General features: G+C 66.7%; 18 protein-coding genes. 12 read left to right on the top strand and 6 right to left on the bottom strand.

The annotated features are described in order from the left end of the window. Nucleotides 1-31: 31 nt before the first annotated feature. From Q2T94_RS00560 to Q2T94_RS00550, 3 genes are all read left to right on the top strand, one after another. Nucleotides 32-3,481: a pyruvate carboxylase gene (locus Q2T94_RS00560; RefSeq protein ID WP_264270758.1), complete on the top strand. Its 3,450-nt coding sequence runs from the start codon at nt 32-34 to the stop codon at nt 3,479-3,481. Between the two features lie 208 nt (nt 3,482-3,689). Continuing rightward, nucleotides 3,690-4,670: a hypothetical protein gene (locus Q2T94_RS00555; RefSeq protein ID WP_302262489.1), complete on the top strand. Its 981-nt coding sequence runs from the start codon at nt 3,690-3,692 to the stop codon at nt 4,668-4,670. A 9-nt stretch (nt 4,671-4,679) separates the two neighbouring features. Then, the gene (locus Q2T94_RS00550; RefSeq protein ID WP_302262488.1) at nt 4,680-6,095 is read left to right on the top strand and encodes a mycothione reductase; all 1,416 of its coding nucleotides are present in this window, start codon (nt 4,680-4,682) and stop codon (nt 6,093-6,095) included. An 82-nt stretch (nt 6,096-6,177) separates the two neighbouring features. On the opposite strand, the gene Q2T94_RS00545 is transcribed toward Q2T94_RS00550, so the two are convergent. From Q2T94_RS00545 to Q2T94_RS00535, 3 genes are all read right to left on the bottom strand, one after another. Beyond that, complete coding sequence (locus Q2T94_RS00545) at nt 6,178-7,992, bottom strand: AMP-dependent synthetase/ligase (protein ID WP_302262487.1); 1,815 nt, start codon at nt 7,990-7,992, stop codon at nt 6,178-6,180. A gap of 150 nt (nt 7,993-8,142) precedes the next feature. After that, nucleotides 8,143-8,616 (bottom strand): hypothetical protein, encoded by a 474-nt coding sequence (locus Q2T94_RS00540; protein ID WP_302262486.1) that lies wholly within the window; start codon nt 8,614-8,616, stop codon nt 8,143-8,145. Further along, nucleotides 8,613-9,380: an alpha/beta hydrolase gene (locus Q2T94_RS00535; protein WP_302262485.1), complete on the bottom strand. Its 768-nt coding sequence runs from the start codon at nt 9,378-9,380 to the stop codon at nt 8,613-8,615. Before Q2T94_RS00535 ends, Q2T94_RS00540 begins: the two co-directional genes overlap by 4 nt. 220 nt (nt 9,381-9,600) lie before the next feature. Here Q2T94_RS00535 and Q2T94_RS00530 point away from each other — a divergent pair, with 220 nt between their 5' ends. Both Q2T94_RS00530 and Q2T94_RS00525 read left to right on the top strand, forming a co-directional pair. Beyond that, a complete protein-coding gene (locus Q2T94_RS00530) occupies nt 9,601-10,308 on the top strand; it encodes a lysophospholipid acyltransferase family protein (RefSeq protein WP_264270752.1) in 708 nt (235 codons plus the stop codon). Between the two features lie 124 nt (nt 10,309-10,432). Next, on the top strand, nt 10,433-11,803 hold the full coding sequence (locus Q2T94_RS00525; RefSeq protein ID WP_302262484.1) for a class II 3-deoxy-7-phosphoheptulonate synthase: 1,371 nt from the start codon (nt 10,433-10,435) through the stop codon (nt 11,801-11,803). A 165-nt stretch (nt 11,804-11,968) separates the two neighbouring features. On the opposite strand, the gene Q2T94_RS00520 is transcribed toward Q2T94_RS00525, so the two are convergent. Further along, a complete protein-coding gene (locus Q2T94_RS00520) occupies nt 11,969-14,116 on the bottom strand; it encodes a Stk1 family PASTA domain-containing Ser/Thr kinase (protein ID WP_302262483.1) in 2,148 nt (715 codons plus the stop codon). A 165-nt stretch (nt 14,117-14,281) separates the two neighbouring features. After that, complete coding sequence (locus tag Q2T94_RS00515; RefSeq protein ID WP_007271814.1) at nt 14,282-14,530, bottom strand: WhiB family transcriptional regulator; 249 nt, start codon at nt 14,528-14,530, stop codon at nt 14,282-14,284. A 327-nt stretch (nt 14,531-14,857) separates the two neighbouring features. On the opposite strand from Q2T94_RS00515, the gene Q2T94_RS00510 reads away from it, so the two are divergent. Further along, nucleotides 14,858-15,301, top strand: a complete 444-nt coding sequence (locus Q2T94_RS00510) for a hypothetical protein (RefSeq protein WP_302262482.1) — start codon at nt 14,858-14,860, stop codon at nt 15,299-15,301. A 38-nt stretch (nt 15,302-15,339) separates the two neighbouring features. Here the strand turns inward: Q2T94_RS00510 and Q2T94_RS00505 are convergent, their stop codons facing one another. After that, a complete protein-coding gene (locus Q2T94_RS00505; protein ID WP_302262481.1) occupies nt 15,340-19,455 on the bottom strand; it encodes an FtsK/SpoIIIE domain-containing protein in 4,116 nt (1,371 codons plus the stop codon). Between the two features lie 381 nt (nt 19,456-19,836). Between Q2T94_RS00505 and Q2T94_RS00500 the strand changes: the two genes are divergently transcribed. The 6 genes from Q2T94_RS00500 to Q2T94_RS00475 all read left to right on the top strand — a co-directional run bounded on the left by Q2T94_RS00500 (nt 19,837) and on the right by Q2T94_RS00475 (nt 24,103). Beyond that, nucleotides 19,837-21,066 carry a TadA family conjugal transfer-associated ATPase gene (locus Q2T94_RS00500; RefSeq protein ID WP_264270747.1) on the top strand — a complete coding sequence of 410 codons (1,230 nt, stop codon included), beginning with the start codon at nt 19,837-19,839 and terminating at the stop codon, nt 21,064-21,066. Beyond that, the gene (locus Q2T94_RS00495) at nt 21,063-21,914 is read left to right on the top strand and encodes a type II secretion system F family protein (protein ID WP_264270746.1); all 852 of its coding nucleotides are present in this window, start codon (nt 21,063-21,065) and stop codon (nt 21,912-21,914) included. Before Q2T94_RS00500 ends, Q2T94_RS00495 begins: the two co-directional genes overlap by 4 nt. Beyond that, nucleotides 21,911-22,852 (top strand): type II secretion system F family protein, encoded by a 942-nt coding sequence (locus Q2T94_RS00490; protein ID WP_264270745.1) that lies wholly within the window; start codon nt 21,911-21,913, stop codon nt 22,850-22,852. Before Q2T94_RS00495 ends, Q2T94_RS00490 begins: the two co-directional genes overlap by 4 nt. Nucleotides 22,853-23,057: 205 nt before the next feature. Next, nucleotides 23,058-23,252: a hypothetical protein gene (locus tag Q2T94_RS00485; RefSeq protein WP_264270793.1), complete on the top strand. Its 195-nt coding sequence runs from the start codon at nt 23,058-23,060 to the stop codon at nt 23,250-23,252. 10 nt (nt 23,253-23,262) lie between these two features. After that, nucleotides 23,263-23,670 (top strand): TadE family protein, encoded by a 408-nt coding sequence (locus tag Q2T94_RS00480; protein ID WP_302262480.1) that lies wholly within the window; start codon nt 23,263-23,265, stop codon nt 23,668-23,670. Next, entirely contained in the window at nt 23,663-24,103 is a 441-nt protein-coding gene (locus Q2T94_RS00475; RefSeq protein ID WP_264270743.1) for a hypothetical protein, read from the top strand. Before Q2T94_RS00480 ends, Q2T94_RS00475 begins: the two co-directional genes overlap by 8 nt. Nucleotides 24,104-24,166 lie beyond the last annotated feature (63 nt).

The raw sequence follows: 24,166 nt of genomic DNA, 5'->3' as shown, positions 1-24,166 counted from the left end.
ATTCATCCCTATGTCATTTCGCAGGAGCGCCATGTTTAAGAAGATCTTGGTAGCCAATCGCGGCGAGATCGCAATTCGCGCCTTCCGCGCCGGCTACGAGCTGGGTGCGAAGACTGTCGCCGTTTACCCCTACGAGGATCGCAACTCGATCCACCGCCAGAAATCCGATGAGGCCTACCGGATTGGCGAAGAGGGCCACCCGGTCCGTGCCTACCTGGACGTTGAAGAGGTGATCCGCGTCGCCAAGGAAGCCGGCGCGGATGCCATTTACCCGGGCTACGGATTCCTTTCCGAGAATCCCGACCTGTCGCGGGCTGCCGCCGAAGCAGGCATCAAGTTCATCGGCCCGGCCGCCGAGGTCCTCGAACTGGCAGGCAACAAGGTTGCAGCGCTGCGCGCGGCACGCGCTGCGGGTATTCCGGTACTTGAGTCCTCGGAACCCAGTGACGACCTTGAGTACCTGACCGCCGAGGCCGACAAGATCGGGTTCCCGATCTTCGTCAAGGCAGTGGCAGGTGGCGGCGGCCGCGGCATGCGCCGCGTCGACACCCGTGACCAGCTGGCCGAATCGCTCTCGGCTGCTATGCGCGAGGCAGGGAGCGCCTTCGGCGACCCGACGGTGTTCCTGGAGCAGGCCGTGCTGCGCCCGCGCCACATCGAGGTCCAGATCCTGGCCGATGAGCACGGCAACATCGTGCACCTCTTTGAGCGGGACTGCTCGCTGCAGCGCCGCCACCAGAAGGTCATCGAGATCGCCCCGGCCCCGAACCTGGACGAGAACATCCGCCAGGCGCTCTACGCCGACGCGGTGAAGTTCGCCAAGGCGCTGAACTACCAGAACGCCGGAACCGTGGAGTTCCTGGTCGACACCGTGGGCGAGCGCGCTGGACAGCACGTGTTCATCGAGATGAACCCGCGCATCCAGGTCGAGCACACGGTCACCGAGGAAATCACCGACGTCGACCTGGTGCAGGCGCAGATGCGCATTGCCGCCGGCGAGACCCTGGAAGACCTGGGCATCCGCCAGGACGAGCTGCAGATCCGCGGCGTTGCCCTGCAATCGCGCATCACCACCGAGGACCCGGCCAACGGCTTCCGCCCGGATGTGGGAACCATCACGGTTTACCGCTCTGCCGGCGGCTCGGGCGTGCGCCTGGACGGCGGCACCATCTACACCGGCGCCGAGGTCTCCCCGCACTTCGACTCGATGCTGGTCAAGCTCACCTGCCGCGGCCGCGACTTCGCCACCGCGGTGGCCAGGGCCCGCCGTGCGCTGGCCGAGTTCCGCGTCCGCGGCGTGACCACCAACATCCCGTTCCTGATGAACGTGCTCGACGACCCGGCCTTCCTGGCCGGGGAAGCCGCCACGGACTTCATCGACAAGCACCCGGAGCTCTTGGCCGGGAAGAAGTCCCAGGACCGCGGCACCAAGGCCCTGGCGTTCCTGGCCGATGTCACCGTCAACCAGCCCAACGGCGCCCGCGTCGAGGGCATCGACCCGCGCAAGAAGCTTCCGGCATTCCCGGGGGACAAGTCCACCGAGCCGGAGCGCAGCCCGTTCGACGGTCCCTCGGACCAGGCACCGCCCGCCGGCTGGCGCCAGCGCCTGCTGGAACTTGGCCCGGAGGGCTTCGCCAAGGCGTTGCGCGACTCGACGGCGGTGGCCGTCACGGACACCACCTTCCGCGACGCCCACCAGTCGTTGCTGGCCACCCGCGTGCGCACCCGCGACCTGCTGGCCGCGGCACCCGCCTACGCGCACGTGATGCCACAGCTCTTCTCCATGGAGGTCTGGGGCGGGGCGACGTACGACGTGTCGCTGCGCTTCCTGGGCGAGGACCCGTGGGAGCGCCTGGCGCTGCTGCGCGCCGAGCTGCCGAACATCCCGCTGCAGATGCTGCTGCGCGGACGCAACACCGTGGGCTACACCCCGTACCCGACCGAGGTCACCGACGCCTTCGTGAAGGAAGCGGCGGCCACCGGCATCGACATCTTCCGCATCTTCGATGCGCTGAACGACGTCTCGCAGATGGCCCCGGCCATCAAGGCGGTCCGGGAGACCGGCACCGCGGTGGCCGAGGTGGCCCTGTGCTACACCGGCAACCTGCTGGACCCGGCCGAAGACCTGTACACGCTGGATTACTACCTGAACCTGGCTCAGCAGATCGTGGACGCCGGGGCGCACATCCTGGCGATCAAGGACATGGCCGGCCTGTTGCGCCCTGCCGCGGCGGCGAAGCTTGTCACCGCCCTGCGCGAGCGCTTCGACCTGCCGGTGCACCTGCACACCCACGACACCGCCGGAGGCCAGTCGGCCACGTTGCTGGCGGCCATCAACGCCGGGGTCGACGCCGTGGACGTCGCCGCTGCATCGATGTCGGGGACCACCTCCCAGCCATCGGCCTCCGCGCTGATCGCGGCTCTGGAGAACACCGAGCGCGACACCGGCATCTCCCTGGAGGCCGCAGCTTCGCTGGAACCCTACTGGGAATCGGTGCGCTCCATGTACTCCCCGTTCGAATCCGGGCTTGCCGCCCCGACCGGCCGCGTCTACCGCCACGAGATCCCCGGGGGCCAGCTCTCCAACCTGCGCCAGCAGGCCATCGCACTGGGCCTGGGCGAGCGCTTCGAGGCCATCGAGGACATGTACACCGCGGCCAACGCCATCCTGGGCCGCCTGGTCAAGGTGACCCCGTCCTCCAAGGTGGTCGGCGACCTCGCCCTGCAGCTGGTGGGAATGGGCGTGGACCCGGCCGAGTTCGAGAAGGACCCGAAGTCCTTCGACATCCCGGACTCGGTCATCCAGTTCCTCTCCGGGGAACTGGGCGATCCTCCGGGAGGCTGGCCGGAGCCGTTCCGTTCCAAGGCCCTGGAGGGCCGCGTCGTGCGCCCGCACGTCGAGGAGCTTTCGGCCGAGGACTCGGACGCGCTGAACGCAGATTCGGCCACCCGCCGCGCCACGCTGAACCGCCTGCTCTTTGCCGGCCCGACCCGCGACTTTGCCGCGAGCGTGGAGAACTACGGGGACCTGTCGGTCCTGCACACCCGCGACTACCTCTACGGCCTGGTCAAGGGCCGCGAGCATGTGGTGTCCCTGGGCAAGGGCGTGCGCCTGCTGGTCATCCTGCAGTCGATTTCCGAGCCCGACGAGAAGGGCCTGCGCACCGTGACGGTGACGCTCAACGGCCAATCCCGCCAGCTGATGGTGCGCGACGAATCGGTGGAATCCACGGTGGTTGCCGCGGAGAAGGCCGACTCGGCGAACCCCGGGCATGTTGCGGCTCCGTTCGCCGGCGCCGTCACCGCCCAGGTGGCCGTGGGCGACCGCATCGAAGTCGGCGGCACCGTCGCCACCATCGAGGCCATGAAGATGGAGGCCGGGATCACCTCCACGGTCGCCGGCACCGTGGCCCGCCTCGCGATCGCCGGCACCGCCCAGGTGCAGGGCGGGGACCTACTGGTGGTCATCGACCCGGCATAGCCACACGGTGCCGGCCATCCCTTGGGGGGCCGGCACCGCAAACAAGCATGCAACGCGCGCGAGGATGGACCCGCCCGCCCCGATTCCGAGGGCCTGGGACGGGTCCATCCTCACTTGCGTGTTAGGGTGCCAATTGCCAGTGGATGCACCAGCGGCAACGAACAGGCGGCGAACCAAACCCGGAACGCCGTTGGAAGGAGTGGGATCCATGGCCATCAAACGTGCAGGCTTTATTTCACGGATATTCGCGCGGCTGTCACGGTCGGCGCGAACGGAATCCGGATCCGCCGGCGACGTTGCGCCGGCCAAACCCGCCCCTGTCGACACCCCCGGACCGACACCCCCGGATACCACCGGGAGCCAGTCGCCGTCACCTGCCGGTGAACCCGCAGCCACTCACGCAGAAGCCCGGCCCGCGGCCAAAACGGGGGATGGATCCGCACAGGAAGCCCCGGCGATCGAGGCACCGGCGACCGAAGCCCCGGCGCTCGAAGCCCCGGCGCTCCCGACAGCGCAGACCGACGAACCTGCCGATCCTGACATGACCTTCCCCGCATCCGGAGATCTTCCGGAGAACGACGCCGACATCCACGCCGACACCCACGCCGACACCCACGCCGACACCCAGGCGGACACGGTGCCGGAGCAAGGAACGCCGGAGCCATCCGCTTCCGCAGCATCCGAGGCCCCCGAACCCACAGCAGCCCCGGCACCAATTTCCCGCGACCACAAGGTCATTACGGTGCTCTCGCTGGTCGAGCATGCCGGCGCCGGGACGCTGGCCGCAGCCCTCGAGCGCCGGACCGACGGCAAGGGATGGCGATTCCGGACTGCAGGCCCCGGCCTGGCCCGCGCCGCTTTTGCCGGAATGCTGGGTGACACAGATGCGCTGGTGCTCGTCTGCCCGCCGGACCCGGGCATGACCGCGGAGCTGGGGGAGAAGCTGCGCTGGCTTGAAGCCAACGGCAAGCCGGACCTGCCGGCGCGCACGCTCTTCGCGATCAACATCGGAGCGGAGGAGAGTGGGGAGCTGCAGCTCCCGGCGGACCTTGACCGGCCGGTGATCCTGTTGCCCTTTGACCCGGCGCTGTCCCTCCCCGCGACGGTGTCAAGGGCTCCGCGCCGGGCAGCACGTCAGGCAATCGACCAACTTGTCCACGAAATTTCCACCATCGTTCAGGAGCACTAGGCACCCACCATGACACATTACGACCTGGCAATCATCGGATCCGGATCCGGCAACTCGTTGATCACCGAGCACTGGGACGGCAAGAAGGTGGCGATCATCGATGCCGGCACCTTCGGCGGCACCTGCCTGAACGTCGGCTGCATCCCCACCAAGATGTTCGTCTACCCGGCACAGCTGGCGGCTTCCGTCGCCGAGGCCAAGCGCCTGGGCGTGTCGATGACGTTCGAGGGGGCCGACTGGGCCGGCCTGCGGGATCGGATCTTCGGACGCATCGACTCCATTTCCGAATCCGGCAAGAATTACCGGGCCCACGAGCTGGAGAACGTCACGCTCTACACCGAGCACGTTTCCTTCATCTCGCGCAACGAGTTGAACACGGCCGCCGGTCAGAGCATCACTGCGGACAACATCGTCATCGCCACCGGATCGCGCGCGGTCCTGCCCGAGGTCCCCGGCATCGACCTGCCCGGCGTGCACACCTCAGACACCGTCATGCGCCTGGACGAGCTGCCTCGGCGCATGGTGATCCTGGGCGGCGGCTACATTGCCAGCGAATTCGCAGCGGTCTTCTCCGCGTTGGGCAGCGAGGTCATCCAGGTGAATCGCTCCGGCGCCCTGATGCGCCAGCAGGACGCCGACATTTCAGCTGCCTTCACCCAGGCCGCCACCAAGCGCTGGGGCGTGGAGCTCAATGCTGCGGTGCAGGGCATCGAGAAGCACGGGGACGGGCTGCTGGTCCGCCTCGAGCGTGACGGGAAGCCGCTGGAGATGGCAGCCGACGTGGTGCTGGTGGCCACCGGCCGGACGCCGAACACCGACCGGCTTGGCGTGGCCGACCTCGGGTTCGACCTGCGGGATGACGGCTCGCTGGTCGTTGACGAATACCAGCGCGTGCTGGCTTCCGGAGAGCCCGTGCAGGGCATCTTCGGACTGGGCGACGCGGCGAATATCGAGCAGCTCAAGCACGTGGCAAACCGCGAGGCGCGCGTGGTGGCCCACAACCTGGAGAACCCCGACGCCATGCGCCCCATGGACCGCCGGGCAGTGCCAGCGGCGGTGTTCAGCAACCCGCAGATCGCCTCCGTCGGTTCCACCGAGGCCCAGGCCCGGGCCGAGCACGGGGACGAGGCCGTGCTCTCGGTCATCCAGCCCTACGGCTCCACCGCCTACGGCTGGGCCATGGAGGACGAAGTGGGCATCGTGAAGCTGCTGGCCCGCAAGGACACCGGATTCTTGCTGGGAGCGCACATCATGGGCCATGAGGCCTCGCTGCTGATCCAGCCGCTCATTCAGGCGATGGTCAGTGGAATGTCGGTCAACACCATGGCACGCGAGCCGTTCTGGATCCACCCGGCGCTGAGCGAGGTCGTGGAAAACGCCCTGCTGGGCCTCGGCGTTCCGGTCGGCGATTCCGACCCGTTGTAGGAGCAACCGGGCAAGGGCAATAGACGCGCGGGGCGGGCACCGATTCGGTGCCCGCCCCGCGCGTCTTGATGCTGATCCGGCGTTAGGCGCGCGGCTTGGAGCCCGCGTAGATGTCCTCGAGCACCGCCTCGTAGTCCTTGAGCACCTGGGCGCGCTTGATCTTCAGCGACGGGGTCAGGTGCCCCGAGTCCTCGGTGAAGTCGGTGGGCACGATGCGGAACTCCTTGATGGCCTCGGCGCGCGAGACCGCGCCGTTGGCCTTCTCCACCAGCGCGGCAATCGCGTCGCGGACCTGCGGCAGCTCTGCGGCCTGGGCCACCGTCGTCTCGGCCGGAAGGTGGTGGCGCTGCAGCCAGCCCGGAAGCGCATCCGCGTCCAGGGTGATGAGCGCGGCGATGAACGGGCGGGCATCGCCGACCACGACGCACTGGGAGACCAGGGCGTCGGCACGGATCTGGTCCTCCAGCAGTGCCGGGATCACGTTCTTGCCGCTGGCGGTGACGATGATTTCCTTCTTGCGTCCGGTGATGCGCAGGAAGCCGTCGGCGTCCAGCTCGCCGATGTCCCCGGTACGGAACCAGCCATCGGAGAAGGTCTCCGCCTCGAGGTCCGGGCGGTTGTAGTAGCCGCGCATCACGCAGAAGCCCTTGGCCAGGATCTCGCCGTCCTGGGCGATCCGCACGGCGTTGCCGGGCAGCGGGCGCCCCACGGTGCCGATCTTCAAGTTCTTGGGGGTGTTCACCGTGATCGGGGCGGTGGTCTCGGTCAGGCCGTAACCCTCAAGCACCGTGAGTCCGATGCCGTGGAAGAAGTGCCCCAGTCGTTCGCCCAGCGGGGCGCCGCCGGAGACCGCGTGCACGACCTTCCCACCCATCGCGGCGCGGATCTTGCCGTACAGCAGCACGTCGAAGAGCTTGTGCTTGAGCTTGAGGCCCAGCGGGACCTTGCCCTCCTGCTCGGCGCGGGAGAAGGCGATGGCGGTGTCGGCGCCGGCGTGGAAGATCTTGCCCTTGCCGGCGTCCTCGGCCTTGAGCATCGAGGAGTTGTAGACCTTCTCGAACACGCGCGGCACCGCGAGGATGAAGTTGGGCTGGAAGGACTGCAGGTCGGGCAGCAGGTTCTTCACGTCGGCGGTGTGGGCCACCTTGACCCCGCCGGCTACGGCGAGCACCGAGATGTAGCGGGCGAAGACGTGGGCCAGCGGCAGGAACATGATGGTTGCGGCGCCCGGGTAGACGACCTCGGGAAGCTCGGCGGCGGCGTTGTCGCTGAGCTCGACGAAGTTCGAGTGGGTCAGCTCGCAGCCCTTGGGCCGCCCGGTGGTGCCGGAGGTGTAGATGATCGTGGCCAGCGAGTCCAGCCCGGCGGCCGAGCGACGCTCCTCCAAGACCGCGTCGTCAACGTCCTTGCCGGCCTCGCGCAGGGCATCGAGCCCGTTGCCGTCCATCTGCCACACATGTTCCAGCTTCTCCAGGCCTTCCTGGTGGGCGGCCTGGCGCACGACGGTCTCATGGCGCGGGGCCTCCACGACGGCGGCAACCGCGTGGGAGTCGCCCAGGATCCAGGCGACCTGGCTGGGGGAGGAGGTCTCGTAGACCGGAACCGTGACGCAGCCGGCGAACCAGATGGCGAAGTCGACGAGCGTCCACTCGTAGCGGGTGCGGGCCATCAGGCCGATGCGTGCCCCCGGGGCGATGCCGGAGGCGATGAACCCCTTGGCCAGGGCGGAGGCCTCCGCCGCGAACTCCGAGGCAGGCATGTCGATCCAGGTCCCGTTCGGGCCCGGCTTGGACAGCAGCGCCGGGTCGGCGGCGGACCGGGCATGGCGCAGGAGCAGGTCGGTGATGTTGGTCTGCGGCGGGTTCTCCACCAGCGGAGGGACGGCTAATTCCTGCATTTGGAGCTCCTTCGGTTCCGGGGCGGTGTTGGGCGTGCCCGCCAACCCCTCTTCCCCCATGTCACCCATCATAGTGGTTCGGGTCACACATTGTTTACTGACAGGTAACTTACGGGCATTTGCCGCGGTTCGCAACAAATTTCGGCGCGGCTACACGCGGGCACCGTCGTCGCCGTCCTGCCGGTGGCGCGGCAAGCGGGCGAAGAGGAACACCGCGGCGGCCACCGCCACCACGACCAGCCCGATCCACAGCGGCATGGGTGCCCGTCGCCAGAAGATGGCCAACAGCAGCAGTGCGATCGGGGCGCCCGCGGCGCAGGACCAGGCCAGGGTCAACAGCGGGTTTCCCGATCCCAGGGCCGGTGGATCCTCCGGGACAAAGGAGCCTTCGTCCTCGTCGGGCAGGTCGTGGTCGCGCGGACCGGACAGCGCCGGGTGCATGCTGAAGAGCCCCGGGTCCACACCGCGCGGGGCGACGGAGCCCGGCGCCGGGGGCGCGGGGGAGTCGCCGGAAGCGGGTTCCGTGGGATCGCCGGGCGTCGCCTCCAGCCGGCGGACCAGGTCTTCCCACACCGAATCGTCGGAATCGCCGGATTCGGCCGGCTCGTGCATGGGGTTGGTCATGGCTTGCTGTCTTCAACTTCCTGGAAGAACGCGATGGAACGGGCGAAGATCGACTCCGCCTCATAGTCAAGCGTGGCCACGTGGCGGCTGCGAGTCAACCGGTTCACCTCAAGGTGGACACCGGCATCGAGCCGGGCGCACAACACGTCCAGGCTGGATTCGGGCACCACGTTGTCGGTGTTTGAGCGGAACACGAGGACCGGGGCCTTGACCTGCGGCAACCGACTGATGGTCTCCCTGAAGAGCTTGCGCAGCTCATGCACCCCCGCGACCGGGGTGCGGGCGTAGGCGTGCTCGTCTCCACCTGGCTTGGCGATGTCGTTGGCGATCCCCGCGACGGTCGGGGACAGATGGCGCAGCACCCCGGTGAAGGGCGCCAACGGGGAGGCCAGGGTCAGCCCGGGGTTCACCAGCGCGAGTCCTGCCACCGCATGGGTCGATGCCAGGTGCAGGGCCAGGGCGCCGCCCATGGAAAGCCCGGCGACGTACACGCGCCGGTGCATGGCGGCCAGCGTCGCAAATTCCTGTCGCACGGCATCGATGATCGCGGTGTGCTTCACGGCGGCCAGATCCTGCCAACGCGTGCCGTGACCGGGCAGCAGCGGCAGGCTGACGGTGTATCCGGCATCCGCGAAGGCCCCGGCCCAGGGCAGCAGTCCCGCCGGGCCGGCCGTGAATCCGTGGAGCACCAGGACGGCCGCGCCGTTTGTCCCGGTGTGGTGGAACGGAGCGTTGGGGCCGGGGGCCGCTGGCGTCTCTGGCATGGGGAGCGTGCTCCTGCGAGGGTCGGAGGGGTCTGGGACACCTGCTTCGGACGTCACCGCGTCGTGCCAAGTGTGACCCATGGCGTAGTTTTGCCTACAGTTAGAGCCTAACCGAGAACCACGTGTTCAACACCAGGTCTCCGGGCATGTCCCGGGGCTCCGCGCGCACGGTTTCTCGGTGGAGTCCCGCACCACTCTCGGCCCGGAAGGCGTTCCAAGCATGTTCTACCAATTTATGAAGCGGTTCATCGTGGGGCCGCTCGTAAACGTGTTCTTCCGCCCGTGGGTCAAGGGGCTGGAAAACATTCCTGCCTCCGGCGGCGCGATCCTGGCCAGCAACCACCTCTCGGTCTCCGACTCGATCTTCCTGCCCGTGGCCGTGAGCCGCCCGGTGATCTTCCTGGCGAAGATGGACTACTTCACCGGCAAGGGCCCCAAGGGACGGGTGACCGCCTGGTTCTTCCGGATGATCAACCAGCTGCCGATGGACCGCTCCGGCGGGGCGGCAAGCGCAAACTCCCTGGGCGCCGGGGCCCAGGCGCTTGTCGACGGAAGCCTGCTGGGCATCTACCCCGAGGGCACCCGCAGCCCCGACGGGCGCCTGTACCGCGGCAAGCTCGGGGTCGCCAAGCTCGCCCTGGAAGCCGGGGTCCCTGTCATCCCGATCGCCATGATCGGCACCGACAAGGTCCAGCCCATCGGCAAGCGCGTCCCGAACATCCGGCGCGTCGGCATGATCATCGGCGAACCGCTGGATTTCTCCCGCTACGCAGGAATGAGCGAGGACCGCTTTGTCCAGCGCTCGGTGGTCGACGAGATCATGTACGCGATCATGCGACTTTCCGGACAGGAATACGCCGACACCTATGCCGCCACCGTCAAGGCGCAGCTGGATGCCGAACGTCGCGAGGCCGGCAAGAAGAAATAGCTTCCTCCGCCCGCAGGGCCCGGCACTGTGAACCCGTCGACTCCGAGGGTTACGCAGTGAATGCCCCGCGGACCCGAAAGCGGTTTACCCTTAGAGGGTGACTCAGCTATCTTCGACTTCCTCAATGTCCGGACGATCCCCGGCCGGTCCCGCTGCCGACCCCGCACTGGACATCTGGCGCACCTTGCCCATCGCCCAGCAGCCGACCTGGAGCGAGCACCCGCAATATGCCAAGTCCGTGTCCGAACTCGGCTCACGTCCGCCGCTGGTTTTCGCCGGCGAAGTCGACGTGCTGCGCGAGCGCCTGGCCGAGGCCGCACAGGGACGGGCCTTCCTGCTCCAGGGCGGCGACTGCGCCGAGACCTTCGACGGTGCCACCGCCGACAAGATCTCCGCACGGGTGAAGACCATCCTGCAGATGGCAGTCGTGCTGACCTACGGCGCATCGATGCCGGTCATCAAGATGGGGCGCATGGCCGGGCAGTTCGCCAAGCCGCGTTCCTCCAACGACGAGACCCGCGACGGGGTGACCCTGCCGGCATTCCGCGGCGACATCGTCAACGGCTACGAGTTCACTCCCGAGTCCCGTGCCCACGACCCGCGGCGCATGGTGGAGGCCTACAACACCTCCTCGGCCACGCTGAACCTGATCCGCGCTTTCACCCAGGGCGGCTTTGCCGACCTGCGTTCCGTGCACTCCTGGAACGCGGGCTTCATGGCCAACCCGGCGCACACCGCCTACGAGCAGCTTGCCGGCGAGATCGACCGCGCGGTGCGCTTCATGGATGCGTGCGGCGCCGACTTCGAGGCACTGAAGCGCACCGAGTTCTTCGCTTCCCACGAGGCCCTGCTGCTTGACTACGAGCGTGCGCTGACCCGCACCGACTCGCGCACCGAGCTGCCCTACGACACCTCCGGCCACTTCCTGTGGATTGGTGAGCGCACCCGCCAGCTCGACGGCGCGCACGTCGACTTCCTCTCCCGCGTGCGCAACCCGATCGGCGTCAAGCTCGGCCCGACCACCTCGCCCGAAGACGCCCTGGCGCTCATCGACAAGCTGGACCCGAACCGCGAACCGGGCCGCCTGACCTTCATCACCCGCATGGGTGCGAAGAACATCCGCGAGAAGCTGCCGAACCTGGTCGAGAAGGTCACGGCCTCCGGAGCCCAGGTCCTTTGGGTCACCGACCCGATGCACGGCAACACCGTCACCAGTGAAAACGGCTACAAGACCCGCAAGTTCGACGACGTCATGGACGAGGTCCGCGGCTTCTTCGAGGTCCACGACTCGCTGGGCACCTACCCCGGCGGCCTGCACGTGGAAATGACCGGCGACGATGTGGCCGAGTGCCTCGGCGGCGCCGATCCGATCCGCCAGGAACAGTTCGACGACCTGTACGAGTCGGTCTGCGACCCGCGCCTGAACCACAAGCAGTCCCTGGAAATGGCCTTCCTGGTCTCCGGGGCACTGGCCAAGCGCGGGGTCCGCGGCTAGCCGCAACACGCACCGACCGCAAGACAATGGCCGGGTTCCTTCACCCTGATACACAGGGAAAGGAACCCGGCCATTGCTGTTTTCCGCGGGTGATGGATCGCTCTGAACTCCGGCAGTGCCGGACGCTGCGCGATCAGCGTCAGCGGGAGCCCGGGGCTGCCGCTGCTAGACCACGACCAGCTTGATGGTCGAGCCCTCCGGGGCCTTGCCATTGGCGGGACTTTGCGAACGAACAGTCCCAAAGAACCCACCCAGCAACTCCTCGACTTGGACCTTGAAGCCCAGGGACTCGAGCTCCCGGCGTGCCTCAGCGAGCTGCTTGCCCTGCATGTTGGGTACCTCGATCATCCGCGGCCCGCGGGAAACCACGTATTCGACGGTGGATCCGCGCTCGACCTGGCCGCCGGAAGGCTGCTGCGAAATGATTGCACCTTCCGGCACCGAGGTGCTGTATTCCTTTCCGGAGGACTTGCCCTTCAGCCCGGCCTGTTTCAGTTCGGAATCCGCCTGCTGGGGCGACATGCCAGCAAGCACAGGGACGTCCACCGGGGCCGGTCCACGGGACACTGTCAGCCCGACCTTGGTGCCGCGGCGCAGCTTTTCCCCTGTCTCCGGATCATGGCCGAGCACCACGCCCTCGGCGACTTCCTCGGAGTATTTCTTCGAGACCTTTCCGGCTGCCAGGTTTGCGGCCTTCAGGTCCTTCTCGGCCGCTGCCTGCGTGCGGCCGGTCAGGTTCGGGACGGAGAAAAGCTCGGGACCCTTGGAGACCAAGAGCTGGAGCCCTTGAAATCGGCGGATCGTTTCCCCTGCGGCGGGTTCACTTCCAACCACGAGGCCACGCTCAAGCTTGTCGTCGAATACCTCGCGGGTGCCGGCCTGGACGCCGGTGTCCGACAGGCGTTGCACCGCCTCGCTGCCGGTGACCCCGGTCAGTGTCGGGATCGTGAAGGGGGCCCCGGGGCCCATGCCAAAGAATAGGCCGACGGCGGCAACGATTGCTGCCAGGAGCGTCAGCAGGACCCCGAAGAGCCACTTGCGGCGCGTCGGGATCCGGGAATCCAGCTGGCGGGTGGGGATCTGCGCGTCTTTTCGCCACGCAATGTCGGCAGCCTTGGCGTTCCTCTTGGCCTGCCGCGCGGAAACCGGTCGCTGGGGCTGAGCCTGCAGCGCCTGGGTGTGGCCCTGGTCCACTTGCTGGGTGGAGGAGAATGAACCGGCCAGCACCTGCGTGTGGTCCGAACCGCTTGCCAGCACGGTGGTGTCGTCCGTAGAGGGAGTAGCTTCGTCGCCGGAAGCGGCTGACAATGCCATGGTGGCGGCATCGCCGGAAGCCCGGCCGGCGGCTGCGGAGTCACGGTATTCCTGGGCCAGTGCAAGGCGGTCGTGGACGGTGGTGTGGGCGGAAGTCGCCGGCGGAATCAGGTCCTTGAGCCCGCCAAGGGTTTCGGAGCCCAGGTCGAGCTGGTTCGGAGTGAGCGAATCGTGGATCTGCTTGAGGTCGCTGAGCAGGAACGAAGCGTTCTGCGGCCGGTCCTCCGGGTCCTTGTTGGTGCAATAGGCCACCAACTCGTCGATCTCCGGGGAAAGTCCTGGCACGATCGCCGAGGGCGGCGGGACATCGTCGTTGATGTGCTTGAAGGCCAGCCCGTAGGCGCTTTCCGCGGTGAAGGGCTGGCGCCCGGTGAGCAGCTCATAGGCGATGATCCCGACGGCGTAGATGTCGCTACGCTCGTCTGACGGTTCACCCTTGGCCAGCTCGGGGGAGATGTACGCGGCGGTGCCGAAGAAGTTGGTGGCATTGGTGTGGGCCGAGGCGGCGCGCGCCAGCCCGAAGTCGGCGACCTTGATGCGACCCTCGTCCGAAATCAACACGTTGGCCGGCTTCATATCGCGGTGCACGATGCCTTCCTCGTGCGCCACCGACAAGCCGGTGCAGATGGCCTGCAACACCACCAATGCCTGGCGCGGAGTGTAGCGCCCTCGGGAAGCGAGCGACTCGCGCAGATTCAGCCCGCGCACGTATTCCATGACCAGGTAGGCGGTGGTGCCCGAAACGTGGTGGTCGCGAATACCCACGATGTTGTCGTGGGTGAGACCGGCGGCAATGATCGCCTCCGAGGCGAATCGCTCAAGGACGACGGGGTCGGAAGCCAGATGCGCGTGCAGGATCTTCACGGCGACGGTGCGGTGCAGCCTCACGTCCATGGCGCGGTACACGGTGGACATTCCGCCGTCGGCGATGCGGGCATCGAGCCGATAGCGTTCATCAAGCGTCGTGCCTATGCGGGGGTCGGTGTGTGGCTCTGTCACTTATCGATGGTAACCAGTGCTAGGGGGTGGGTGGAGTCCGCAACACGGGAACGGCGAGGTTCTTGCGCTGCCCGTGTTGCCCGGCTTGAAGCCGAAATGCAGGTGAGGGGCCGGTTCCCGTGGAACCGACCCCTCACGTGAAGGTGCTGTGATGCACCGATCAGCCTAGGAGGCTCGACGAGCCCGTGCTGCCCGGCGTTTGAGCGCCCGGCGCTCGTCTTCGCTCATGCCGCCCCAAACACCTGCATCCTGGCCGGATTCGATGGCCCAGGCCAGGCAGGTGTCCACTACGGGACACCGTCGGCAGACACTCTTGGCTTCTTCAATCTGGAGCAGGGCCGGTCCGGTGTTTCCTACCGGGAAGAAAAGTTCCGGGTCCTTGTCCAGACAGGCCGCGCGGCTACGCCAATCCATGCTTGATGATGCTCCTTGTGTCTAGGAAAAGTGAGGGGATTGCCCAGCATAAAAAGCCGGGACAAAAGCAGCGCGGCGGGAAAAATGCCTTACCCGAACGACTGCCTAACAAGGTTTTCATGTTACGTTCACGTAAACAAGAGTCCTGTGTTGCAAATACCTCCACAACCTTGAGTGCTTGGTCACAAGCACCGGTTTTACGGGTCTGACTAACAGGTTTCCACCTCCGTGACAAGGGCATTTTTTGCCTCATTGTGTGGTCGTTTGTCACACCCGGGCAGGCTCCGGCTTTGGCCTCGGGGAGGCTGCGCATACTAGATTTGGGGAGTGATGAACCAGCCAGCGCCAAAGCCCGTCCGCCCCGCGATCCAGCGTCGCCCGATCTCGGTGCTACTCGTTTCCGGGCTTTTGGTCCTCGAGGGCCTCGCCGTTCTCTTCTATGCTTTCACCTACGCCATGGCGCTGGGCCAGGCCGGTGCGTTGGGCATGGGAGCCCGCATCTTCATGCTCATTTTGATCGCAGGAGCCGGCATCTGGCAGTTGCTGGTGGCGCACCACTTCTTCCGGGCGCGGGCCTGGACGCGTGCGGCGGTCCTGATGTGGCAGGTCTTCCAGATCATCCTGGCGATTCCCTACTTCCAAACCGGAGATACGCTCATGGCTTGGCTGTGGCTGGTTCCCGCCGCCCTGATCATCGTCCTCATCTTCGACCCGCGCACCACCGCGTTCCTGGGCGATCGTCCCTCATCCGACGCCGAGCCCGAAAGCTGACCGTCGACACTTTCCGGGACCGGTCCCGCTCGCATGGATCACGCTGCGCGGTTCACGCACTGGATCTGCCGAATCGTTCCGCGATCCATGGCGAAGGCACGTCCCGGCAAGCTCGTGGCCGCGGCTTGAAGCCGGAATCCGCTGGGGTCGGCGTCACCACCGAATTGCGGGTCAAGCACCAAAAATGAGCGTTGGTCCCGCACCACCGATGAAAGTCCCAGTTCGAAGAGCAAGCGAGCCGAGGGCTCGGCGCTAAGGATCACTTGGACGCGGGCTGCAAGTAACACCTCGGCGGCCCGGGAGGCCTGGGCCATGCGCAGGTCGGCACGGTCCACCAGCACGCGTTCGGCTAGTGGGTGCAAGTTGAGGAACTCTTCGGCATGGGCGGGCAACTCGTCGTCCGGGCCAAAGTGCACGGTGTGCCGTTGACCCGAACCGGCCAATCCGGCGAGGTGTTCCAGCAGCGTCCGCTTGCCTGCCCCTTCGTGCCCAATGACCAGCCCGCAGGGGCCCGGGGACCAGATGAATGGCCGGTTGTCCGGACCGCAGACCCCCACGGACAACGACGACGGGGACTCAGCAGCACCACGACTTCCCTGGGTCTGTCCCCAGGCGGCGGTTTCCAGATCCGACGATGACAAGACCTCGGGCAGTGGAAGTGAACGGAGCCATGTTTCTGGCGCTTGGCCCACGGGCATCGGCATGGAGGCGGCCCCGTCGAGCAGCTGGAATTCCGTCCCACGCGGTGGCCCCTCGGGGTCCAGCAACACGCCACGGCCCACGTGCGAGGCAACCTTGCGCAGTTGCGGCCATCCCATGAGTACCTCGGGGCCGGCACCGCGCGGCAAATACCAGCGGCTCTCGCAGAGCGATGCGGCCCGCGAACTTGTCAGGTCCCGGTCCCCGCACACGACCAGTGCACGTCCCAGTTCGGGTGCGGTGCGTGCAAAGCCTGCCAGCATCGCCTCAAGGGTCAGGAACGTACTGCCCTCCAGCGCCTGGGCCCAGCCGCCGAGTCCGCAAACGACCAGCAGCAACGGTTGGCCGCACCCTGGGTCCCCGAGTTGCAGCAGCAGCTCGTTGATGCGCCAAGCGTCGCCGGGGCCGAGATAGCCCGACACCGCCGGATGGTCGCGCAGCGCGCCCAAGGTGCCGTTGCCGTCGAGTACGAAGGACGGCATTCCAAAGGACCCCCGGTTCACGGCATGGACCAGCAATTCCGGCACCCGCTCGATGCCGGAGCCCGGCAGGCCGCAGACCATGAGCCGGGACGTGGACTGAGGGGTGAAGACCAGGGGACCTGCCTGCGGCAAGTGGGGACGATCCAGCATCCCGACCACCCCCTGGTGCCCCGATACCTGCCGGAGCACCGAGCGGGGGATCGCGGGCAGGTGCCGGGGGAGCGCTGCGGAAAACGGGTTCGGGGCGGGCTCGACGTCGCGGTGCCTCTCACGGATGGATTCCACCTGCGCGGTCAACTCGGAACCGGGCACGGTCTGCCCGGAGGCTTCGTCCACCGCTGCCTTGGATGCGGCGCCGGGTCGGGCGGCGGGCACCTCCTCATCGAAGTGCACTTCGTCCAGGCAGGGGCCGAATCCCCGCAACCGCGCCGGGACGCTCGGACGGGCGTTGACGCGAGCCCGGAACTTCACAGGGGAGCCACCCCCGCGCCGGAAATATGCCAAACCGGGGGTCGACGCATCCAGCCGCGCCGCCGCGGCGGAGCCGATCAGGTCATTGGATTCGGATTCGCCGATGGTGCGCAACGCGATGACCGAGCCGATATTGGCGCGCAATGGTGCACTGATGGTCCCGGCCGGCCGTTGGGTGCTGAGCACCAGGTGGATCCCCAGCGAGCGGCCGACAGTGGCGATGTGGACCACCCGTTCCAGTGCCTCGGGCAGCTCGGTGGCGAAAACGCGAAATTCGTCGATGAGCACCACGAGCTTGGGCAACGGCGGGTCGGTGGCGGTGCGCAATCGCAGGTAGTCCCGGTGGTCGGTGGCCGCATGCTGCGCCAGGAATGCCTCGCGCCGGCGAAGTTCGTGCCCCAGCAGTTCAAGGATCCGTTCCCCGGCGGCAGCATCCAGGTCGGATACGAAGTCCTGGACGTGCGGCAGCCCGGACAGCGGGGCCAGGGTGGCACCTCCCTTGAAATCGACGAGCATGAATGCCAAAGCGTCTGGTCCGGTTCCCGTGGCCAGGCCCAGCACCAAGGAGCGAAGCAACTCGGATTTTCCCGAACCGGTGGTTCCGGCGACCAATAGGTGTGGCCCGTCGGCGTCGAGGTCCAGGTGCAGTGGCCCTTCGGCGGTGTCCCCGATGAGGGCTCCCGTGCGGTGGGTGACGCCCGTCGGGGTCGCAGAGGCGGCTTCGTTGACCGGATCCAACCCAGCCGCATCCAGCGGCACCAGCCGCCGGATGGCACGCGCGAGGGTGTCGAACCCGATCCCCTCCAACTCCACGGGCAGGGAGCTGTCCGGGAGATCGCCGTCTTGAACCGGTCCCGGTCCGGGGTTATCCGCCGGTCCGGAGCCACGAGGTGAAGCCTGTCCCGGTGATCCGGGCGCGCGACCCCCTGTTATCCCACGCGCCGGCGGTGCGGGCCACAGCCATGGATTGTGTTCCCGGCCCGAACACTGCAGGACCAACCGACCGGACCGGCAGTCGATGTGCGCCTCGGCTCCGGCCACCGGTGCCGAACCGCCGCAGTGGAACCACACTGTCGGACCGGCATCGGTGGTTGCCGGGGGAATCGGTTGGGCGTGCTGTGTACTCCGGATTCCGGTGCACAGCACGATCCTGGGGGTGTGGGTCGAGGGCAGCTTTGCATCCGCGGGGAGCACCCGGACACCGGGCAGCATTGCGAATTCGGCGGGCAGAAAACCAGCCGGGCCCAGCACCACCACCTCCAGGGTGCCCGCGGCCAACAGCGGAAGCCACCGCACCAACACGCCGCGCAGCACCGGGCCCCAACCTGATTCCAGCCCCGGGAACCACACCATCGCCCCGGCGTGCAGAAGCAGCGGGACGGGGGAATCCTGCAATATGCCGAGGTTGGACGGATCCGCGTTTCCGGCGTCGGCTCTCGTGGCCCGGAAGTTGGCGAACGCGTTGGTGCGCCGGCGCCGGCGCCGTCGGTTGTACGGTCCCGTTGTCGTTGGAGATTTTCCGCGTGCAAGCCGCGGGGCGGGCGGATCGGCGCCGGATCCGCTGCACAACCATGCGGCCAGGCGGCCGTGCCCGATGACCAGCGCCGGGAAACCGGCCCCGTCCACGATGCCGCCGCCGTCGGCAAGTCCTGCCGCCACCGCACCCAGGGGAGGAGCCAAGTCCTCGCGCCGTTTCGCATCCGCCACCGTTGCCTGGGCCCAGGCCCGACGGAAGCGTGCCTTGGCCCGAAGCAGCAGCAACGCGGGCAACCCTCCGGTGAGCAGAGAAATGGCGGAGAAGGCCAGGAAGAACACACTGCGTGTCATCAGGAACAACCCCAACCCGAGACCAAGCGGCGCGAGGGCCCCGATGAGCAACATCGCCAGCCTGCTGCCTGGCTCGTCCGCGGCGAGGGGGACTGGTTCCAACGGCCATTGCACCGGACCCGGTGAGAGCCCACGAGCCGGGAGCACCGCGAAGTCGCTCCCTCCGGCGCTGAATGAATCACCGATGAGCAGTCGCCGCTCAAGGATCGGCGTTTGGGCGAACCACACGCCGTTGGACGATGCTTCGTCACTGAGCACGATGGAAGTGTCGGTCACCCGTAACAGCGCGTGACGGCGCGAGAGCCCCAGATCGCCGATGGGCAGGTCGACTTCGCCGCGTCCCAGTGCATAGACCCCGCGACGAAGAGGCAGGGCTCCGCCGGGATCGGGACCCCGCATCACCACCAGCACGGCGGGATCATGCCCGTCCGAGCGAGGGTGCTGGTGGGGTTCGGGCCCCACCGGCGAGTCGGAGAGCAGGATCCTTCCCGACATCGGCAGCCGCGGGACGTCTGTGAGTGCTTTTCCCGCCCAATGCCAGATAATGCCGGGCCAGCGTGGGGCCAGGACACCGGCCAGCCGAAGGCCGCTGACGGGTTCTGCTGCCGCCAGTTCGAGCAGCACCGGCTGGCCCAATGCGGGGGAATTGAGCCGGATGTGGAGTTTCCCTGCCACGTGCACCGCCTTTTGCTGGTTTAGGCCCTTGTGCCTTTGACGGACTTTGCCGGAAGCCGTAGTCGGCAACGTTCTCGGCGCCGGGCGGCGCGCCCTCCCAATCTAGGGAATCCGGAGACTGGCAACCACCGCGACCTTGCCCGTCTGTGGACGGGGGACCGATACATAGTCATTTGTCCACAGATTTGGCAGGAGCCTTGAAGCTGGCACGGCGCGCGGGATAGGGTCGCCATATTGCGTCTAGCAACTAACTGGATACCGTCGCTCACCAGCACAAAGGGATGCCGAGCATGGCCACCGCCAAGAACCGCCTCCCCACGCGCTTCGGCGAACGGCGCCGCTCCCGGCAGTGTCCGGGACGGGTCACGGTAGGGAAGCACGATGGCTGACGGACTGGCGATAGTCGAGGATGAGGTACGCGAGCTCATCCGCAGGCATGGGCTCGACCCATCCACCCAGGTGGGCGAGGTCCGGCGTCTGGTTGACGAAGTGGTCCGCGACTACGACGAACGTTCCCTGCTCGGCGTGCTGCCGGCGCTGGGGGAATTGGGCATCGCCCGCCGACGGGTCATGGACGCTGTTGCCGGTCTCGGTGCCCTCCAGCCCCTGCTCGATGACCCGGACGTCGAGGAAATCTGGATCAACGGTCCGCACGAGGTTTTTGCCGCTCGCGGAGGCACCTCGGAGCTGACTTCGATCAGATTGCTCGAGGCCGAGATTCCGGCACTGGTCGAGCGCATGCTCAAGTCCTCCGGGCGCCGCCTGGATCTTTCCCAGCCCTTCGTTGACTGTCAGTTGCCAGACGGCTCACGACTCCACGTGGTCATCCCGGATATCACCAGAAGACACTGGGCCGTGAACATTCGCAAGTTCATCGCCAGGGCCAGCCGGCTTGACCACCTGGTGGAGCTCGGCTCGATGTCCCGGCAAGCGGCGTACTACTTGGATATCGCCGTCGGAGCCGGGTTGAACGTGCTGGTTTCAGGGGCCACGCAGGCCGGGAAGACGACGATGCTCAACTGCCTTGCCTCCTCGATAGGCAGCCGAGAGCGCGTGGTGACGATTGAAGAGATTTTCGAACTCAAGATCAACCTGCGCGACGTGGTGGGACTGCAGACCCGGCAACAGAACCTCGAGGGCAACGGCGAAATCAACATGCGGCGGCTGGTCAAGGAAGCATTGCGCATGCGTCCTGACCGGTTGGTCATTGGCGAGGTCCGTGAGGCCGAGGCACTTGACATGCTGATCGCTCTCAACTCCGGGTTGCCAGGGCTTTCAACAATCCACGCGAATTCCGCGCATGACGCGTTGACCAAGATCTGCACCTTGCCGTTGCTGGCAGGAGAGAACATCTCGCCGAACTTCGTCATCCCGACGGTGGCGGCCTGCATCGACCTGGTGGTGCATTGCCGGCGCGACGCGGCGGGAAAGCGCTTCGTGGGGGAGATCATGGCGCTGGGCCGGCGCGTGGAAAATGGTGCGATCGAAACAACGACGCTGTTCGAGCACGTTGAAGGGGTGCTGGAACTGCAACCCGCAGCGGACCTTGCACACCCGAAATTGCTTGACGCCGGCATCGACGTCGCGGAACTGGGGAGGCTGGTGGCGTGAGTGTGTTCCTAGGACTCACCCTCGGCTTCGGGTTGCTGCTGGTTTATCGCTCTTTCACCTCTGTGGCGGGAACGGGATCGCGAGCCGGTAATGGACATATCGAAACCTTGCTGCTGCATGCCGGGCTGGACAAGGTGACCCGGGGCGGATTCATCTCCGCTTCGATCACCGCCGGGGTCATCGTCGGACTGGTAGTTCTCATCCTGACCGGAGCGCCGCTGATCGCCCTGACCTTCGCCGGGTTCGGCGCGGGTGCCCCGTGGGTGCTCGTGGCGCACCAGGCCACCAAGCGCGCCGCGAATCTCCGGGAACAATGGCCTGACGTTGTCGACCACCTGCGATCGGCAATCAGAGCCGGGATGTCGTTGCCCGAGGCGCTCACCCAGCTGGGGCAACAGGGGCCCGAGGCGCTGCGTCCGGCATTCACGGAATTCGGCCTGGACTACCGGGCGACGGCACGCTTCAACGATTCGCTCGAACGTCTGGCTGCACGCTTGGCCGATCCGGTCGCCGACAAGATTGTAGAGGCCCTTCGCATCACCCGCGAAGTCGGAGGCACCGACTTGGGAGAGATGCTCGGCACACTCAGCTCCTTCCTGCGCGATGCTGCCCGGACTCGCGGTGAGCTCGAGGCCCGGCAGTCCTGGACGGTGTCGGCGGCCCGGCTTGCCATCGCCGCCCCGTGGGTCATCCTGTTGCTGTTGGCCGGGCAGCCGGCGGCGGTCTACGCGTATTCCACGGTCACCGGGATGCTGGTGCTCGCCGGCGGCCTGGCGGTGTCCTTCCTTTGTTACCGGGCGATGATGCGCATCGGACGCCTGCCCGAGGAAGAACGGGTGTTTCGATGAGCACCACAACGATCCTGGCATTGGTGTTGGGTCTGTGTCTGGGCAGCGGACTATGGCTCGTGCTGGTCCGGATCCCGGCGATGCGCCCTGTGACTTTCTCCCAGCGTCTGGCTCCCCACCTTCGCGCCGGCAGGAGCGGTTCACGAATCCTCGTCGAACCGCTCGCCGCGCAAACCCCCTTTGGACCGCTCGGGCGCATCGTGGGTCCGGTCCTGGCCGATGTGGCACGAATGTCGCAGCGGCTGAATCCGAGCAACGAGGCCCTGGCACGGCGACTGGCGCGTGCAGGGCTGCGGATCGGCGTGTTGGATTTTCGCGCCCAACAGCTTCTGTGGTCGGCCGGGTTGACGTTGCTCGGCGCCGCCCTGATCGGCCTGAACATTGTGGCCGGTCGCTTCAACCCGATGCTGGCACTGGTGGTCCTCGTCTTTTGTGCGGTGGGCGGCTACCTGCTGCGCGACTGGTACCTCGGGGAGCAGACCACCCGCCGCAGCAAGCGAATCCTGAACCAATTCCCCACGATCGCCGAGCTCATGGCGCTGGCCGTGGCCGCGGGGGAAAGTACTGTGGGCTCGATTGAACGGGTGGCGCGCACATCCAGAGGTGCACTCAGCGAGGAATTTTCCCTCACCCTTGCCCATGTCCGCGCCGGCGCGACACTGGCCGGCGCCCTGTCCGACATGTCCGACCGCATTCAGCTCACGGCAATGACGCGTTTCGTCGACGCGATCATCGTGGCCAGTGAGCGCGGGACGCCAATCGCCGCGGTCATGCGGGCGCAGGCCCAAGACGTGCGTGACGCTGCCAAGCGGGAGCTGATGGAGACCGCGGGCAAGAAGGAAATCGGCATGATGGTACCCATAGTTTTCGGCATACTGCCCCTGACCATCGTTTTCGCGGTGTATCCGGGACTTTCGCTGATCGACATGAACTACTAACGAAAGGTGCAGAAGCAGGGCAAGCAGCGGAACCCGGACGGGATCCCGACGTGTCCGACTGTCGCGGGAACTCGGCAGGTACGGAGCGGCACCAAATTCATGGCTAGCAGCACCAGGCACTCGCGCCGGCGGACGGCGCGGCAACAAACCGGCAAGGAGAAATGACATGAGGATCGCACGGCAGTTTGGATTGTTGATGTTCGGCATGGGCATGTGGGCAGGTACCCGCGCCACGGAGTTGGCCGAACGCGTAAAGCGCAATGAACGTGGCGACGTGCCCGGATGGGTGATGATCACCTTGATGAGCGCGTTGTTGGTTGCAGCGCTGCTGGCTATCGCCGGTCCCCGGCTGGAAGAGCTGTTCAACCAGGCAATCAACCGGGTTTCGGGCCTGGGCTAAAGGGACGGGCATGCCAGGGTTCGCCGTGCCCTCAATGAAAGAAGTGCGGGGCGACCAGCGCGGATCGGCCGTTGCCGAATTTGTGATGGTCTCCGCGCTGCTCATCGCCGTGTTTCTGGCCATCCTGCAGCTCACTCTTGCGCTTCACGTCAGGAATACCTTGATGGATGCCGCAGCGGCCGGTGCCCGGTATGGCACGTTGGCAGACCGTGGTCCCGGTGACGGTGTGGGTCGCACGCAGGACATCATCCGCGGAGCACTGAGCGATCGCTTTGCTTCCAATGTGCAGGCCAACGCCATCAGCATCGGGGGAACTCCCGGCGTGCGGATCACCGTCCGGGCGGGAATTCCACTCATCGGCATGATCCCGTTCGCAGGTGAGTTCGTGGTGCACGGAGAGTCGGTGCGATATGGCTAGCCCGCCGCAGGACCATCGCGAGGCACCCGGGCCTCAGAGTGGTTCCTCCATCATCGAATTCATCTTCCTGGTGGTATTGCTTCTGGTGCCGCTGGTGTACCTCGTGGTGGGCGCCGCACAGGTCCAGGCGGCAAGCTACGCGGCGGTCGGCGCGGCTGACCACGCCGCCAAGGTCTTCGTCACGGCGCAAAGCGAGGGCCAGGGACGTGCCCGGGCGGCGGATGCCGTTCAGCGGGCAGCCGCCAACATGGAGATCGGGCCTGGACGCACCAATTTCAGTTACAGCTGCCAGGGGACATGTCTCTCACCCGGAAGCACCGTGACAATCAATGTGTCGGTCGAGACCGTCCTGCCGATGCTTCCCGATGGCTGGAACTGGCGCACGGGCAACGTGGGATCCAAGGCCACCCAGCGGGTCGATCGATATGGGTAGCAGCAGCGGGGCCGCTGGACGCGTCATTGACACCGCAACAATGCCCGCCACCCGGTCACCTTC

Origin of the sequence: Paeniglutamicibacter sulfureus (genome assembly GCF_030512175.1) — a bacterium.
Classification (GTDB): domain Bacteria; phylum Actinomycetota; class Actinomycetes; order Actinomycetales; family Micrococcaceae; genus Paeniglutamicibacter; species Paeniglutamicibacter sulfureus.
Note: the sequence above shows the minus strand (reverse complement) of the source record. Positions and strands in the feature narration are given on the sequence as shown.